At 66.9% G+C, this 16202-nt stretch carries 12 protein-coding genes; 11 read left to right on the top strand and 1 reads right to left on the bottom strand.

The window, feature by feature from the left end:
• Positions 1-123: 123 nt before the first annotated feature.
• Both ACWMMN_RS33780 and cuyB read left to right on the top strand, forming a co-directional pair.
• Positions 124-1398 (top strand): dicarboxylate/amino acid:cation symporter, encoded by a 1275-nt coding sequence (locus tag ACWMMN_RS33780; RefSeq protein ID WP_174992345.1) that lies wholly within the window; start codon positions 124-126, stop codon positions 1396-1398.
• Positions 1395-2855, top strand: a complete 1461-nt coding sequence (gene cuyB, locus ACWMMN_RS33785; protein WP_486424406.1) for a cysteate racemase — start codon at positions 1395-1397, stop codon at positions 2853-2855. The genes ACWMMN_RS33780 and cuyB overlap by 4 nt, the downstream gene beginning before the upstream one ends.
• Positions 2856-3038: 183 nt before the next feature.
• Here the strand turns inward: cuyB and ACWMMN_RS33790 are convergent, their stop codons facing one another.
• On the bottom strand, positions 3039-3227 hold the full coding sequence (locus tag ACWMMN_RS33790) for a hypothetical protein (protein WP_034192021.1): 189 nt from the start codon (positions 3225-3227) through the stop codon (positions 3039-3041).
• Positions 3228-3392: 165 nt separating this feature from the next.
• Here ACWMMN_RS33790 and ACWMMN_RS33795 point away from each other — a divergent pair, with 165 nt between their 5' ends.
• From ACWMMN_RS33795 to uvrA, 9 genes are all read left to right on the top strand, one after another.
• Positions 3393-3608: a DUF3820 family protein gene (locus ACWMMN_RS33795; protein ID WP_059241351.1), complete on the top strand. Its 216-nt coding sequence runs from the start codon at positions 3393-3395 to the stop codon at positions 3606-3608.
• A gap of 96 nt (positions 3609-3704) precedes the next feature.
• Entirely contained in the window at positions 3705-4214 is a 510-nt protein-coding gene (locus tag ACWMMN_RS33800) for a hypothetical protein (protein WP_059241352.1), read from the top strand.
• Positions 4215-4630: 416 nt separating this feature from the next.
• The gene (locus ACWMMN_RS33805; RefSeq protein WP_059241353.1) at positions 4631-5146 is read left to right on the top strand and encodes a hypothetical protein; all 516 of its coding nucleotides are present in this window, start codon (positions 4631-4633) and stop codon (positions 5144-5146) included.
• 348 nt (positions 5147-5494) lie between these two features.
• Positions 5495-6643 carry a c-type cytochrome gene (locus tag ACWMMN_RS33810; protein WP_486424407.1) on the top strand — a complete coding sequence of 383 codons (1149 nt, stop codon included), beginning with the start codon at positions 5495-5497 and terminating at the stop codon, positions 6641-6643.
• A 13-nt stretch (positions 6644-6656) separates the two neighbouring features.
• Positions 6657-8411 (top strand): cytochrome c oxidase subunit I, encoded by a 1755-nt coding sequence (ctaD, locus tag ACWMMN_RS33815; protein ID WP_486424408.1) that lies wholly within the window; start codon positions 6657-6659, stop codon positions 8409-8411.
• Entirely contained in the window at positions 8408-9019 is a 612-nt protein-coding gene (locus tag ACWMMN_RS33820) for a cytochrome c oxidase subunit 3 (protein ID WP_059241356.1), read from the top strand. The genes ctaD and ACWMMN_RS33820 overlap by 4 nt, the downstream gene beginning before the upstream one ends.
• Positions 9016-9723 carry a heme-copper oxidase subunit III family protein gene (locus tag ACWMMN_RS33825; RefSeq protein WP_059241357.1) on the top strand — a complete coding sequence of 236 codons (708 nt, stop codon included), beginning with the start codon at positions 9016-9018 and terminating at the stop codon, positions 9721-9723. Before ACWMMN_RS33820 ends, ACWMMN_RS33825 begins: the two co-directional genes overlap by 4 nt.
• Positions 9724-9731: 8 nt before the next feature.
• Positions 9732-10073 (top strand): cytochrome C oxidase subunit IV family protein, encoded by a 342-nt coding sequence (locus ACWMMN_RS33830; RefSeq protein WP_486424409.1) that lies wholly within the window; start codon positions 9732-9734, stop codon positions 10071-10073.
• A gap of 204 nt (positions 10074-10277) precedes the next feature.
• Positions 10278-16172 carry an excinuclease ABC subunit UvrA gene (gene uvrA, locus ACWMMN_RS33835; RefSeq protein ID WP_486424410.1) on the top strand — a complete coding sequence of 1965 codons (5895 nt, stop codon included), beginning with the start codon at positions 10278-10280 and terminating at the stop codon, positions 16170-16172.
• Positions 16173-16202: the final 30 nt, after the last annotated feature.

Consider the following 16202-nt stretch of genomic DNA (forward strand, 5'->3'; position numbering starts at 1 on the left):
TTCGACCGTCCCTACCATTCGTTCCAACGGCAAATGTGACGCATGGCCCGCGTCGCGCGGCCCGTATCGCAGCGCCCGCTCATCGCCTCCAGGCGGTCGGGTGTCACCCAAGGACGGATGGACATGAAAAATCGCCTTACCTTAAGCATCGCAATCGGCATGATCCTCGGCGTCGCGGCCGGCTATGCGTGTCACACGAGCATCGCGGACCCGGGCACGCTCAAGACGATCGCAGGTTATTTCTCGATCGTGACGGACATCTTTCTTCGGCTGATCAAGATGATCATTGCGCCGCTGGTGTTCGTGACGCTCGTTTCCGGTCTGGCCGGCATGGACGGCGGCGAAGACGTCGGGCGCATCGGCCTGCGCTCGGTTGCGTGGTTCCTCTGCGCATCGCTGGTTTCGCTGGGCCTCGGCCTCGTCATGGCCAACGCGTTGCAACCGGGAGCCGGACTGAACCTGGCGGAAACCGCGGGCGAGGCCAACCTCGGGTTGAATACCGCGGCGCTGAACGCCAGGGACGTGATCACGCACGCGTTTCCGACCAGCCTGCTCGATGCGATGGCGCGCAACGACATCCTGCAGATCCTCGTCTTCTCCCTCTTTCTCGGCGTCGCGCTGAGCGCGCTGAAGCACGATGCACGCGTCGGCATCGTCATCCGGTCGATCGACGGCATGGTTCCCGTGATGTTGCGCCTGACGAACTACGTGATGCGCGCGGCACCGCTCGGGGTCTTCGGTGCGATTGCGTCGTCAGTCGCGCTGCGCGGGCTCGACGTGATCTACACGTACGGCAAGCTGATCGGCGCGTTCTATCTCGGGCTGCTCGTCCTCTGGACGATCCTGATCGGCGCCGGATACCTGTTTCTCGGGCGGCGCGTGGGAGCGCTGCTGAAGGCCGTGCGCGAACCCGCGCTGATCGCGTTTTCGACCGCCAGCAGCGAAGCGGCGTATCCGCGCCTGACCGAGCAGCTCGAGAAGTTCGGCGTCGACAAGAAGGTCGTCGGCTTCACGCTGCCGCTGGGTTATGCATTCAACCTGGACGGTTCGATGATGTATCAGGCGTTTGCGGCCATCTTCATCGCGCAGGCGTTCGGCGTGCACATGCCGCTTTCGCAGCAGGTATTCATGCTGCTGATCCTGATGTTGAGCAGCAAGGGCATGGCGAGCGTGCCGCGCGGATCGGTGGTCGTCGTCGCGGCCGTCGCGCCGATGTTCCATTTGCCGGCCGCCGGCGTGGCCATGATCCTGGCGATCGACCAGGTGCTCGACATGGGCCGCACGATGACGAACGTGATCGGCAACAGCGTGGCGACGGCCGTGATCGCGAAGTGGGAAGGCGCGCGGGCCGCGCAGCCGGATGGCGCCGCGTTCGATTCGCAGGAGCTGAACGCATGACGCGCCGGGAAATCGCAGGCACGGGACGGAAGTTCGGCGTGGTCGGCGGCCTCGGGCCGTTGGGAAGCGCCGACGTGTTCTTCAAGCTGGTGAGGGCGACACCTGCGTCGTCCGACGAGGATCATGTCGATCTGATCTTCGAGCAGCACCCGTTCAGGGGTTCGGGTTCGGGCAGCGCGGCGACGACGGCGCGCAAGCTGTACGTGTTCGACATGATCCGCGCGTTCGAGAAACGCGGCGTGACGACCGTGGTGTTGCCGTGCTTCCTGAGCCACACCTTCATCGACGAACTGAAGGCCAATACGCGCCTGCCGATCGTGGATATCGTCGAAGCCGTTCGCAGCCACGTGCAGCGCACGTATCCCGGCACCACCCGTATCGGCGTGCTGGCTTCGGACTATGTGCGGGCCGACGGGCTGTTCGACCGGTATTTCCCGTCGCCGCAGTTCGAGATCGTCTATCCGCGGCCGCGCGGCGATGTCGACCCCGTTACCGAGGCGATCTACGGGCCGGACGGCATCAAGCGCGGCCATCTTCGCGGCCGGCCGGTCGAACTGCTGCGCGACGCCTGCGAGGATCTGGCAGACCAGGGCGCGCAGGTCATCGTTCCGGGGCTGACGGAGATCGCGCTCGTCGCGGACGAAATCGGGCCACGGCGGATACCGCTGATCGATTCGAATCTCGCGTATGCGCAGTACGCGGTTTCGGCACGATGCGGGGCCCGCGCGCCGGTGTTCAAGATCGGGGTCGTCGGTGGCGTCGGGCCGGCCGCGACAGTGGACTTCCTGGACAAGATCGTCCGGAACACACCGGCTTCGCGCGATCAGGAGCATATCAAGTTGCTGGTCGAACAGAATCCGCAAATTCCGGATCGGACGGCGAACCTCGTCGGTGACGGTACGGACCCCACGATCTCGCTGTATGCGACGTGCAGGAGGCTCGAGGAAGGGGAGGCGGATGTCATCGCGATTCCGTGCAATACCGCGCACGCGTTTGTCGAGCGGGTTCAACCGCACCTCGGCATTCCGATCGTGAACATGCTGACCGTCACGGCCGCCCATCTGCGCGACGCGTATCCGGGGCTGTGCGAAGTCGGCGTGCTGGCAACGTCGGGCACGATCGAAAGCGGCGTGTATGAAAAGGCGCTCGAATCGTACGGATTCCGACAGGTCACGCCGGAACCGGCGCTGCAGGCGCGCGTCATGCAGGCGATCTACGGAGAGCGTGGCGTCAAGGCCGGCTTTACGACCGGCCAGTGCAAAGCGGATATCGGCGCCGCCGTCGAGGCACTGATTGCCGACGGCGTCGAAGTGATCGTTCTCGGCTGCACCGAGCTTCCGATCCTGCTGCCGGGCCGCGAATACGTCGCGCCGAACGGTGCGCGTGCGACGCTGGTCGATCCGACCGACGTGCTCGCTCGCCAATGCGTTGCGTACGCGACGGCTGCCGGGGCTTGAGCGGCCCCGCCGGCCGTGCCGCCTTCGACGCTGCGGCCGGCGCATGCCCGATGTGTCGCGCCGTTCGAGCGGCGCAGGCGTCGATCGGCCGCGGCCGGCCTTGTTCGATTGCGCGGCGACCGCGCGCGTGATGAAGCAGTGTCCGGAGGCGGGCAAGCAAGGCCCCCGGCAGCGGGCGCGATGTCAGTGTCTCAGCACGCAAACGGCCACGATTTCGTACCCGGGATCGGCATGCACGTGCGCCGCCTTTTCCGCTTCCTCATACGAACGAAACGACGTGGCATCTTCAACCGCCGGTGCCATGCCGATATCGCCATCTTCGGCGGTGCAGAGGAACTGCTCGCCGGTCTTCACGACGTAGACGGACAACATGATTCCCTCCATCGTTTGCAGGGGGGAATTCCAGTCTAGCAGGCCGGAAAAGGGAGCGCGGGCGGTTCGCAACGACCTTTTCCGCGAGGTCGTTGCCGGACGGTTCGCCGCGTCGCCTGTCGGCCCGGCGCGCGACAGGAGTGGAAAGCCGTGCACAATACGCGCATGCAGACCCCAGACCTCGAACACCTCGTCACCGTCACGATGCCCTTTGGCAAGTACAAGGGCCGGCTCATTGCCGACCTGCCCGGGCCTTACCTCAACTGGCTTGCCCGCGAGGGGTTTCCGCGCGGCGAAATCGGCCGTCAGCTTGCGCTGATGCACGAAATCGATCACAACGGCCTGAGGGACTTGCTGGAGCCGTTGCGCAAATGCGGATAGCGTCAATCAGGGGCGAATGGCCCAGCGTGCACCTACCACGTTGCCGTTGCTGACATAGAATGGAAAGAGTAGTTGACGGCAAAAAGGGGTGCCAACATGAGACGCCTTTATTTTCTCGTACCCGATACGCAGATGGCCAAGGCGATCGTCGATGACTTGCTGCGCGCGCGCATCATCTGGCGACATATCCACGTCCTCGCCAATCACAGCGTCACACTCGATCAGTTGCCCGAAGCATCGTTGCTGCAAAGCAGCGATGTCGTGCACGCGCTGGAGCGCGGCGTCGCATTCGGCGGCGCAACGGGGGCGCTGATCGGCCTCGTCGCGCTGGTGTTTCCTCCTGCGGAGCTCGTGATCGCGGGCGGCGCCGTCGTCGCGTTGACGGTGATGGGGGCAGGCTTCGGCGCGTGGACGGCCGCGATGATCGGCATCGCCGAGCCGAATGCGCGACTCGAGCGATTTCGTGAAGCGATCAAGGAAGGCCAGATCCTGATCATGGCCGACGTGCCGGGATTGCGAGAGCAGGAAATCGAGGAGATGGTCGCCCAGCATTTCCCGCGGGCGGACCTGGAGGGTGGCGAGCCTACGACACCGATCTTCCCCTGACACGCGAATACCGGCAGGCACGGCGCCCGAGCGCGTCGACGCGTATTTCCTGACGCGTTATCGCATAGCCGTGGCCCGGGGCGACGGGCGCTTGCGTCTCGATGCAGCCGACTCGGGCGTTGCTGCGTGGCGCGCGCTGGGACCGGCGTGACGGGCCCCGCCCGTTACGGTGCATCAGCCTCGTTCCCGCCCGGTGAGCGAACGGAACGACACCGCGCGCCAATTGCCTGCGTGACACGCCGATGCCGAACGTGGTGCTGCGTGTCGTGGTGCCACGCACCGCGCAGGGTTGGCGACCCGTGCGTTCGCTCGCCTGTCTGCCCTGATGAACCGCGCAACGGACGTGCTTCCGGCCTGACGCGCGTGGCGCCTTCTGAACTTGTGTGCTGAGGTGGAACCGTCAGCAAGGAGGTCGTATGGAACTGCACATTCAATCACACCATTGGGAGCGGCGGACGCCCGACTGGCTCTGCGCTGCCGTGGCCGGTCTTGCGGGCGGCGCGCTGGTGATCGCGCTGGAATTCTTCTGGTCGACCCTGGTGATCGGTGAAAGCCCGTGGCAACCGACCCACAAGATCGCGGCGATGGTGATGGGTCGCAGCGCGCTCGGTCAGCTGTCGCAATTCAGCCTCGAAATCGTCGCGATGGCGCTGCTGCTGCACTACGTGCTCGGCGCGATCATGGGGATGATCCTCGCCGCAATCATGGCGCCGTTTCGCTTCGATTCGAGCGTGGGCATGGAGGCGGTCATCGGGCTCGCGTTCGGGATCGTCGCGTATGGCTGGAACTTCTATGTGATGACGGCCGTGTTCCCGTGGTTCATCTCGGAACGAGGTTCCGGACCCTTGCTGGCCAACCTGTTGTTCGGCGTGGTGGCCGCGGTTACGTACGGCATGCTGGAACGGCGACGCACGCAGCACGCCGCGGACTGACGCGGCGCGTTTTTCCCGATGCGCCGGCCCTGATCAGCCGGCGCTCATCCGGCGATGGCCGCGTCGGCAACCCGTGCCGGAGGCGGCCGCGTCGCACGGCGTCGCCGCACGCGACGCAACCATTCGACGTCGTCTTGCGAGCGGTTCGTACGGCGGCACGCGTCGCCCATGCGCTGTCTTGAACGATGCCGGGGAGCGAACTACCTTTTCTTTAGGGCCGCTAACAACGCCAGGCGAATCGGTCCTGGCGGACTGCCGGCGAAAACAAGACGAAGAACGGCGGGGCGGCACGACGACGCTGGCGCACGTGTTTGCGGCTCCGGCGAGTGACATGCAGTGAGGCGGCCTGTGGCGCTTGCGATTGCCCTGATTCTGATCGTCATGCTGGCGGTGGGGTTTCACTTTGCCAGCCCCTGGTGGATCACGCCGATTGCGTCGAACTGGGTGCGCATGGACGACATGCTGACGATCACGCTCGTCATTACCGGCGTGTTTTTCATCGGCATCAACCTGTTCATCGCGATCGCACTGGTGCGCTACCGCCATCGCAGCGGGCATCGCGCCGCCTACGAGCCGCACAACAGGCGGCTCGAATGGTGGCTGATCGGCCTGACCGCCGCCGGCGTGGCGGCGTTGCTGGCGCCGGGGCTGTTCGTCTACGCGGACTACATCCGGCCGCCGCGCAACGTGCTGCAGATGGAAGTGCTCGGCCAGCAATGGCAATGGCGCTTCCGCTTCGCCGGCCCCGGCGGCAAGCTGGGCACGACGGACGTGCGCTACATCAGCAACGACAATCCGTTCGGGCTGAACCCGGCCGACCCGAACGGCCGCGACAACTACCTGGTCGAGACGCCCGAGGTGCACCTGCCGCTCAACCGGCCGATCCAGGTCCTGACTCGGTCGCGCGACGTGCTGCACGACTTCTACGTCCCGCCGTTCCGGGCGCGCATGAACATGGTGCCCGGCATGGTGACCACCTTCTGGTTCACGCCGACCAAGGCAGGGCGCTACGACATCCTGTGCGCGCAGCTCTGCGGCATCGGGCATTCGAGCATGCGCGGCGTGGTGGTGGTGGAAGACGAAGCATCGTTCGCGCGCTGGCTGGCGCAGCAGACCACGTTCGCGCAACGTCAGCAGGCCAGGGTGCAGGCAGCGCCCGCCGCTGCCGGCGGCAGCGCGCAGGCACTTGCCGACCTGGGCAAGACGCTCGCGGCGGCCAAGGGTTGCGTCGCCTGCCATACCGTCGACGGCAGTCCGCGCGTGGGCCCGACCTGGAAGGGCCTGTACGGCAAGACCGAAACGATGGCCGACGGCAGCACCGCGAAGGTGGACGAAGCCTATCTGCGGGCGTTCATCCGCGACCCGACGGCACGCGTCGTGAATGGCTTCTCGCCGATCATGCCGCACTTCGACCTGAGCGACCAGGAACTGACTGCGCTGGTGGCCTACATCAAGGCACAAGGCGGGCCGCCTGCCAGCGCCGCGGCGCAGCCCTGACGGAGTAGATGTCATGCCCTACGCGCAGAACGACCACGCCCCGCACAGCTTCTGGACCCGCTATGTCTGGAGCCAGGACCACAAGGTGATCGCGGTGCAGTATGCACTGACGGCCATCGCCATCGGCCTGGTCGGCCTCGTGTTGTCGGACCTGATGCGGTTGCAGATCGGGTTCCCGGGCAAGTTCGCCTTCATCGACGCCAACCACTACTACCAGTTCGTCACCATGCACGGGATGATCATGGTGATCTACCTGCTGACGGCGCTGTTTCTGGGCGGCTTCGGCAACTACCTGATCCCGCTGATGCTGGGCGCGCGCGACATGGTGTTCCCGTTTCTCAACATGTTGAGCTACTGGGTCTACCTGGTGGCGGTGCTGGTGCTGCTGGCGAGCTTCTTCGTGCCGGGCGGGCCGACCGGCGCGGGCTGGACGCTGTATCCGCCGCAGGCGATCCTGCCGGGCACGCCGGGCGTGGAGTGGGGCATCGTGCTGATGCTCGTGTCGCTGGCGATCTTCATCGTCGCGGCGACCATGGGCGGCCTCAATTACGTGACCACCACGCTGCAGGCGCGCACGCGCGGCATGACGCTGATGCGCATGCCGCTCACGGTATGGGGCATCTTCATCGCGACCATCATGGCGCTGCTGGCGTTTCCGGCGCTGTTCGTGTCGGCGGTGATGATGCTGCTCGACCGGACGCTCGGCACCAGTTTCTTCATACCGGCCGTGGTGTCGATGGGGCAGACGCTCAGGCACGCCGGCGGCAGCCCGCTGCTGTTCCAGCACCTGTTCTGGTTCTTCGGGCATCCGGAGGTCTACATCGTCGCGCTGCCGGCCTTCGGCATCGCGTCGGACCTGATCAGCACGCACGCGCGCAAGAGCATCTTCGGTTACAGGATGATGGTGTGGGCGATCGTGATCATCGGCGCGTTGAGCTTCGTGGTCTGGGCGCACCACATGTTCATCGCCGGCATGAATCCGTATTTCGGCTTCTTCTTCGCGACCACGACACTGATCATCGCCGTCCCGACCGCGCTCAAGGTCTACAACTGGGTGCTGACGCTGTGGCGCGGCGATATCCACCTGACCGTGCCGATGCTGTTCGCGATCGGCTTCATCAGCACGTTCGTGCTGGGCGGGCTGACGGGGCTCTACCTCGGCAACGTGAGCGTGGACATTCCGCTGTCGAACACGTATTTCGTGGTCGCGCACTTCCATATGGTGATGGCCGTGTCGCCGATCCTGGTGGTGTTCGGCGGTCTCTACCACTGGTACCCGAAGGTGACGGGCCGCATGCTCGACGACACGCTCGGGCGCGCGCACTTCTGGATCACCTTCGTCGGGACCTATGCGATCTACTTCCCGATGCATTATCTCGGCATCCTGGGCATGCCGCGACGGTATTACGCATATCAGGGCTACAGCTTCATTCCGCATTCGGCACAGACGCTCAACACCTTCATCACCGTCGTTGCGCTGATCGTCGCGGCGGCACAGTTGCTGTTCCTGTTCAACCTGGCGTGGAGCCTCGTGCGCGGCAAGCGCGCCGACGGCAACCCGTGGCGGGCCACCACGCTGGAGTGGCAGACGCCGCAAACACCGCCCGCGCACGGTAACTGGGGTGCCGCGCTGCCCGTGGTTTACCGCTGGGCATACGAATACAGCCCGCCGGGGCAGGCGGAAGACTTCGTCCCGCAAAACCGGCCGCCCGCGGCGTCGCCCGAACCGGCGCATCCGACGCTTCAACCCGGCGAGGCCCGCGAATGACCACGCTGCCGCGCCCCATCGTTCCCGATGCGCGACCCGGCCTGCCGGATGCGGGCCGCGTCGGCCTGATGGTCTTCATGGCGGTCGCCACGACGTTGTTTTCGCTGCTGCTGCTCGCCTATGCAATGCGCATGCGCGAACCCGACTGGCAGCCGGTTCCGCATCCGGCGCTGCTCGGGTGGAACACCGTTGCGCTGGCGCTGGCCAGCCTCGCCATGCAGCGTGCGCGGCAACTCATCCTGCATCGCACGGCATGGCTGGTGTGCGGCGGCGTGCTGGCGGCCGTATTCGTGGCCGGGCAACTGACCGCCTGGCGCCTGCTGTCGGCGGCCGGGCAGACCGTCGTCGTCAATCCGTCCGACAGCTTCCTGTACCTGCTGACGGGGCTGCACGGGCTGCATGTGCTGGGCGGGCTGGCGGCCTGGGCCGTGACGCTTTCGACGCTCCGGCGCGCGGACCCGTTCCAGGCCCGGCGCGCCGTCGCGCTGTGCGCCCTTTACTGGCATTTCCTGCTCGCCGTCTGGCTCGTGCTGCTGGCGGCGATGTGGTGGCTCACCCCCGGGATCGTTGCCGCCATCTGCGGGCCGCTGTATGGAGCCGCGCCGTGACCTCGCCCTTGCTCCCCACCGAATCCGGGACTTCCCCGCCGGACGATGCCGGGCCTGACGGCTGGCGCGGCATCGTCACGGACTGGTCGGCCGACCGCGAAGCCTTCAAGGTGCCGTGGGGCAAGGCGATGATGTGGATCTTCCTGCTGTCGGACACCTTCGTCTTCAGCAGCTTCCTGATCGGCTACATGACGGTGCGCATCTCGACCACGGCGCCGTGGCCCGACACGTCGAAGGTGTTCGGGCTCACGGTGGGGGGGCTGGATGTGCCGCTGCTGCTGATCGCCATCATGACGTTCATCCTGATCACCAGCAGCGGCACGATGGCGATGGCCGTCAACTTCGGCTACCGGCGCAATGCCAGGCGCGCCGGCGCGCTGTTGCTCGCGACCGCGCTGCTGGGCGCGGCCTTCGTGTCGATGCAGGCCCTCGAATGGACCAAGCTGATCGTCCACGAAGGGATCCGGCCGTGGGGCAACCCGCTGGGCGCGGCGCAGTTCGGCGCGTGCTTCTTCACGATTACCGGGTTCCACGGCTTTCACGTGACCTGCGGCGTGATCTACCTGCTGCTGGTCGCACGCAAGATCCTGCAGCCCGGGTTCAGCGAGCACGGCAACTTCCAGATCGTCGAGATCGCCGGCCTGTACTGGCACTTCGTCGACCTGGTGTGGGTGTTCATCTTCGCGCTGTTCTATTTGTGGTGAGGCAGGCCATGGACCACTTCGATCCCGCCGATCGACCCGGCGCCGCGCACGGCCAGCAGCATCCGGTCGGCCTCTACGTGAAGATCTGGGGTCTGCTGTTCCTGCTCAGCACGATGTCGTACCTGGTCGATTACTTCCGCGTGCAGGGCCTGCTGCGCTGGGTGCTGATCGTCGTGCTCATGATCGCGAAGGCCGGGCTGATCGTGTCGATCTTCATGCACATGATGTGGGAGCGGCTGGCGCTGGTGTACGCGATCCTGATTCCGCCCCTGTGCCTGCTGGTGCTCATGGTGCTGATGGCGGCCGAAGCGCATCACACGTTCGGCATGCGGGCACTCTTCTTCCGTTGATTCCTTTGCCGGCGGCTTCCCGGCCGCCTGCCCATGACGTCCGCAGGGTCGTCATGGAAAACTGTATGAATATACAGTATAGTACCCGTCGAACTCGAGCCGCACAGGTGCAACCCTTGCGGCACGTGCGCCGCGCCTGCGGGTATCCGCCGCAGCGTTCCGGCACCGTGAATTCCGGCTAACTCATTCAGACGGGCAGGCAAATTGTCATCCAGCAATCTGATCCGCATTCGCGGAGCACGTCAGCACAACCTCAAGAATCTCGATCTCGACCTGCGCACCGGCGAAATGACGGTCGTCACCGGCCCGTCGGGCTCCGGCAAGTCGAGTCTCGTGTTCGACACGCTGTATGCGGAAGGGCAGCGGCGCTACGTCGAAACCTTCAGCGCGTACGCACGCCAGTTCCTCGACCGGATGGACCGCCCGCAGGTCGAGCGGGTCGACGGCGTGCCGCCCGCGATCGCGATCGACCAGACCAACCCGGTCCGCAGCTCGCGTTCGACCGTCGGCACGATGACCGAGCTGAACGATCACCTGAAGCTGCTGTATGCGCGCGCGGCCGAGCTGTTCGACCGCCAGACCGCGCGGCAGGTGCGCCACGACACGCCGGAGACGATCTACGCGGATCTCGTCGCGCGCACGCAGGCGGACGATCCGCGCGTCGTCGTCACGTTCCCGGTCGAGCTGCCGGAAGCGGTGTCCGACGAGGAAATCGCGCAGTGGCTGTCGGCGAGCGGGTACACGCGCGTGCAGGCGCAGCGCGAAGTCGCGTCGGCCACCGGGCCGCGCAAGGTGCTCGACGTCGTGGCCGACCGCTTCCGCGTGCAGCAGGCCGACAAGGTGCGGGTGGTCGAGGCGATCGAGGCGTCGCTGAAGCGCGGCGGCGGCCGCGTGAACGTGTACGTGCTTGCCCCGGAGGCGGAAAACGCGATCGCCGAGCCGCAGGTGTGGCGCTTCTCCACCGGGCTGCATGATCCCGACAGCGACCTGCGCTACGCGGAGCCGCAAGCGGCGATGTTCTCGTTCAACTCGGCGTACGGCGCGTGCGAAACCTGCCGCGGCTTCGGCCGCGTGATCGGCGTCGATCTCGGCCTCGTGATTCCCGACGCGCGCAAGACGCTGCGCGGCGGCGCGATCAAGCCGATGCAGACACCCGCATGGAAAGAGTGCCAGGACGACCTGATGCGCTATGCGGCGAAAGCCGGCATCCGCCGCGACGTGGCATGGTCCGAGCTGACCGACGCCGAGCGCGACTGGGTCGTCAACGGCTCGCCGGACTGGAACGGCAAGTGGCAGAGCCAGTGGTACGGGGTGAAGCGCTTCTTCGGCTACCTCGAATCGAAAGCGTACAAGATGCACATCCGCGTGCTGCTGTCGAAATACCGCAGCTACACGCCGTGTGACGTCTGCGGCGGCGCGCGCCTGAAGACGGAATCGCTGCAGTGGCGGCTCGGCTCGAAAGAGAACGCCGACGGCGTGCTCGCGCCGGCCGGCCGCTTCATGCCGCGCGGCGTCGGCTGGAACCGTACGCAGCTCGAAGCGCTGCCGGGCCTGACCGTGCACGACCTGATGCTGCTGCCGATCGAGCGCATCCGCCGCTTCTTCGACGACATCAGCCTGCCGAGCGCGCTGCTCGACGATGCGTTGAAGCTGCTGCTCGCCGAGGTGCGCACGCGCCTGAAATACCTGTGCGACGTGGGGCTCGGCTACCTGACGCTCGACCGGCAAAGCCGCACGCTGTCGGGTGGCGAAGTGCAGCGGATCAACCTGACGACGGCGCTCGGCACGTCGCTGACCAAAACCCTGTTCGTCCTCGATGAACCGAGTATCGGGCTGCATCCGCGCGATCTGACGCGGATCGTCGAGGCGATGCAGCGGCTGCGCGATGCGGGCAATACGCTGGTCGTCGTCGAGCACGATCCGTCGGTGATGCTCGCGGCCGACCGGCTGATCGACATGGGGCCCGGCCCGGGCGAGCGCGGCGGCACGATCGTCTACGACGGCACGCCGGCCGACATCCGTTCGGCGCATACGCTGACGGGCGAATATCTCGGCGGCCGCAAGCAGGTCGCGCATGCATCGAACTGGGCGCGCCGGGCGGTCGACGCGAATACGCCGCGCATCGTGCTCGAAGGCGCGAGCGAACACAACCTGCGCGACGTGACGGTCGAGATTCCGTTGCAGCGGCTCGTCTGCGTGACGGGCGTGTCCGGCTCCGGCAAATCGACGCTGCTGCAGGACGTGCTGTATCCGGCGATGGCGCGGCACCACGGCAAGGCGACCGAGTCGCCGGGCGCGTACCGCAGCCTCGCCGGTGCAGACCAGGTCGGCGACGTCGTGTTCGTCGACCAGTCGCCGATCGGCAAGACCACGCGCTCGAACCCGGCGAGCTATGTCGGCGCGTTCGACGAGATCCGCAAGCTGTTCGCGAAGGCGCCGCTCGCGCTGCAGCGCGGCTACGGCGCCGGCACGTTCAGCTTCAACTCGGGAGACGGCCGGTGCCCGACCTGCGGCGGCTCGGGCTTCGAACACATCGAAATGCAGTTCCTGAGCGACGTCTACCTGCGCTGCCCGGACTGCGACGGCAGCCGCTACCGCGCCGAGATTCTCGAAGTGCACATCGAGCGCAACGGCCGTGCGCTGAACATCGCCGACGTGCTCGACCTCACCGTCAGCGAAGCGGCCGCGTTCTTCGCGACCGACGCCGAGGTGCTGCGCGTGCTGCAGCCGATCGTCGATGTCGGCCTCGAATACGTGAAGCTCGGCCAGCCGGTGCCGACGCTCTCGGGTGGCGAGGCGCAGCGCCTGAAGCTCGCCGGCTTCCTCGCCGAATCCGCAGCGGCGGCCAACGGGCGCCGGGTCGCGACGGAAGAAGCGCGCGTCGCCCGCGCGAAGCTGTTCATGTTCGACGAGCCGACCACCGGGCTGCACTTCGACGACATCGCGAAGCTGATGCAGGCGTTCGGCAAGCTGCTCGCGGCCGGCCATTCGCTGATCGTGATCGAGCACAACCTCGACGTGATCCGCGCGGCCGACTGGCTGATCGATCTCGGCCCGGAAGGCGGCGACGGCGGCGGCCTCGTGCTGTGCGCGGGCACGCCCGACGACGTGAAGGCCTGCGCCGAATCGCATACGGGCGTGGCGCTGCTGCAGTACGACCGCGCGATGGATGCCGAAGCGGCGCTCGCCGACGAAGGCGTGCCGTTGCAGGCCGTGCTGAATGCGGCGCGCGAGCGCCGTGCGATCGAAGGCGAGGACGTCGTGCGGATCGTCAACGCGCGCGAGCACAACCTGAAGGCGCTCGACGTCGACATTCCGCACGGCAAGTTCAACGTGATCACCGGCGTGTCGGGGTCCGGCAAGTCGACGCTCGCGTTCGACATCCTGTTCCACGAAGGGCAGCGCCGCTACCTCGAATCGCTGAACGCGTACGCACGCTCGATCGTGCAGCCGGCCGGGCGCCCCGAAGTCGATGCGGTGTACGGCATTCCGCCGACCGTCGCGATCGAGCAGCGGCTGTCGCGCGGCGGGCGCAAGAGTACGGTCGCGACCACATCCGAAGTGTGGCACTTCCTGCGGCTGCTGTATGTGAAGCTCGGCCTGCAGCATTGCATCCACGACGGCACGCCGGTCACGTCGCAATCGGTCGAATCGATCGCCGCGCAGCTGCTGCGCGATCATCGCGGCGAACACGTCGGGCTGCTCGCGCCGCTCGTCGTGAACCGCAAGGGCGTGTATACCGATCTCGCGAAATGGGCGAAGGCGCGCGGCAACACGCATCTGCGCGTCGACGGCGAGTTCGTGCCGGTCGATCCGTGGCCGAAGCTCGACCGCTTCCGCGAGCACACGATCGAATTGCCGGTCGCCGATGTCGTCGTGTCGCCGGACAACGAGGCCGAGTTGCGGCGCAAGCTCGACGAGACGCTCGAGCTTGGCAAGGGCGTGATGCACCTGCTCGCGCCGCTCGACGGGCTGCACGATGCGATGCAGGGCGATCGGTCGACCGCGCGCGTCGGCACGGTCAAGGTGCTGTCGGTCAAGCGTGCGTGCCCGGTGTGCGGCACGAGCTATCCGGAGCTGGACCCGCGGATGTTCTCGTACAACAGCAAGCACGGCTGGTGCACGACCTGCGTCGGCACTGGCGTCACGCTCACGCGCGAACAGCGCGCGGCGTACGACGACACGGTGCTCGCCGAGGACGGCCGCGGCCGCGAGCAGACGCTGCCGTCGGACGAGCAGGAACCGGAAGGCGTCGGCAACGAACCGTGCCCGGATTGCGGCGGCACGCGGTTGAACCCTGCGGCGCGCGCGGTCACGTTCGACGCGCATCCGATCGTCGAGGTCGCGCAGTGGACGGTGTCGGACACGCGCCGCTGGATCGACGCGCTCGAACTTACCGGGCGCGATGCGCAGATCGCACGCGACATCGTCAGCGAGATCGGCAGCCGCCTCGCGTTTCTCGAGGAGGTCGGGCTCGGCTACCTGAGCCTCGACCGCGCGGCGCCGAGCTTGTCGGGCGGCGAAGCGCAGCGCATCCGGCTCGCCGCGCAGCTCGGCAGCAACCTGCAGGGTGTCTGCTACGTGCTCGACGAGCCGACGATCGGCCTGCATCCGCGCGACAACCAGATCCTGCTCGATGCGCTGCGCAAGCTCGGCGACAAGGGCAATACGCTCGTCGTCGTCGAGCACGACGAGGACACGATCCGCCGCGCCGATCACATCATCGACGTCGGCCCGGGCGCCGGCAAGCGCGGCGGCACGCTGGTCGCGCAGGGCGCGGTCGCCGATCTTGCCGCGCAGGCCGATTCGGTCACGGGCCGGCTGCTCGCGCAGCCGATGACGCATCCGCTGCAGCCGCGCCGCAGCGTGAGCCTGCCCGGCAAGAAGGGCGGCGACGCGGTGCCGGAAGCGTGGCTGACCGTGCACGGCGCACGGCTGCACAACCTGCGCGACGTCACGGTCGGTATTCCGCTCGCGCGGCTCGTCGCGGTGACGGGCGTCAGCGGCTCGGGCAAATCGACGCTCGCGCGCGACGTGCTGATGACGAACCTGCTCGACGCGGTCGGCCGCTCGGTGCTGTCGTCGCCAGCCACGCGGCGGGCGCGCAAGGCCGCGCAGCAGGACGCGCCAGCAGCCAACCGCCGCTCGAGCGTGCTCGCGCGCAGCGCGCCGCGGCCGTCGCTGAACGTCACGCATGCGTGGCAGGGCTGCGAGTCGCTGAGCGGCTGGGAGCAGATCGATCGCGTGCTCGAAGTCGACCAGACGCCGATCGGCAAGACGCCGCGTTCGTGTCCGGCCACCTACATCGGCGTGTGGGACACGATCCGCAAGCTGTTCGCGGACACGCTGGAGGCGCGCGCACGCGGCTATACGGCGTCGCGTTTCTCGTTCAATACCGGCGACGGGCGTTGTCCCGCATGCGAGGGGCAGGGCGTACGCACGATCGGCATGAGCTTCCTGCCCGACGTGAAGGTGCCGTGCGACGTGTGCCACGGCCAGCGCTTCAACCCGGAGACGCTCGCCGTCACGTGGCGCGGCCGGAACATTGGGGACGTGCTGACGATGGAGATCGACGAGGCGGTGGAGTTTTTCGCGCCGATCTCGAACATCGCGCACCCGCTGCAGCTGATGAAGGACGTCGGGCTGGGGTATCTGACGCTCGGCCAGCCGTCGCCGACGCTGTCCGGCGGCGAGGCGCAGCGCATCAAGCTTGTCACCGAACTGACGAAGGTGCGCGACGACATCACGCGGCGCGGCCAGAAGGCGCCGCACACGCTGTATGTGCTCGACGAACCGACGGTCGGCCTGCACATGGCGGACGTCGCGAAGCTGATTCGCGTGCTGCACCGGCTCGTCGATGCAGGGCACAGCGTCGTCGTGATCGAGCATGACCTCGACGTGATCGCGGAAGCCGACTGGATCATCGATCTCGGGCCGGAAGGCGGTGTGGGCGGCGGCACGATCGTCGCGGCGGCGCCGCCGGAAGCGCTGGCGAAGGTGAGCGCGAGCCATACGGGGCAGGCATTGAAGCCGGTGCTGGCGCGTACGGATTCGGCTGAGGGTGAGGCCGAGCGGCAGGGAGAAGCGCGCGTCGGTTGAGCGCGACCTTGCCGGTCAGCCGACGGCCCC

This window comes from Burkholderia cepacia complex sp. TUM26381 (assembly GCF_057439935.1).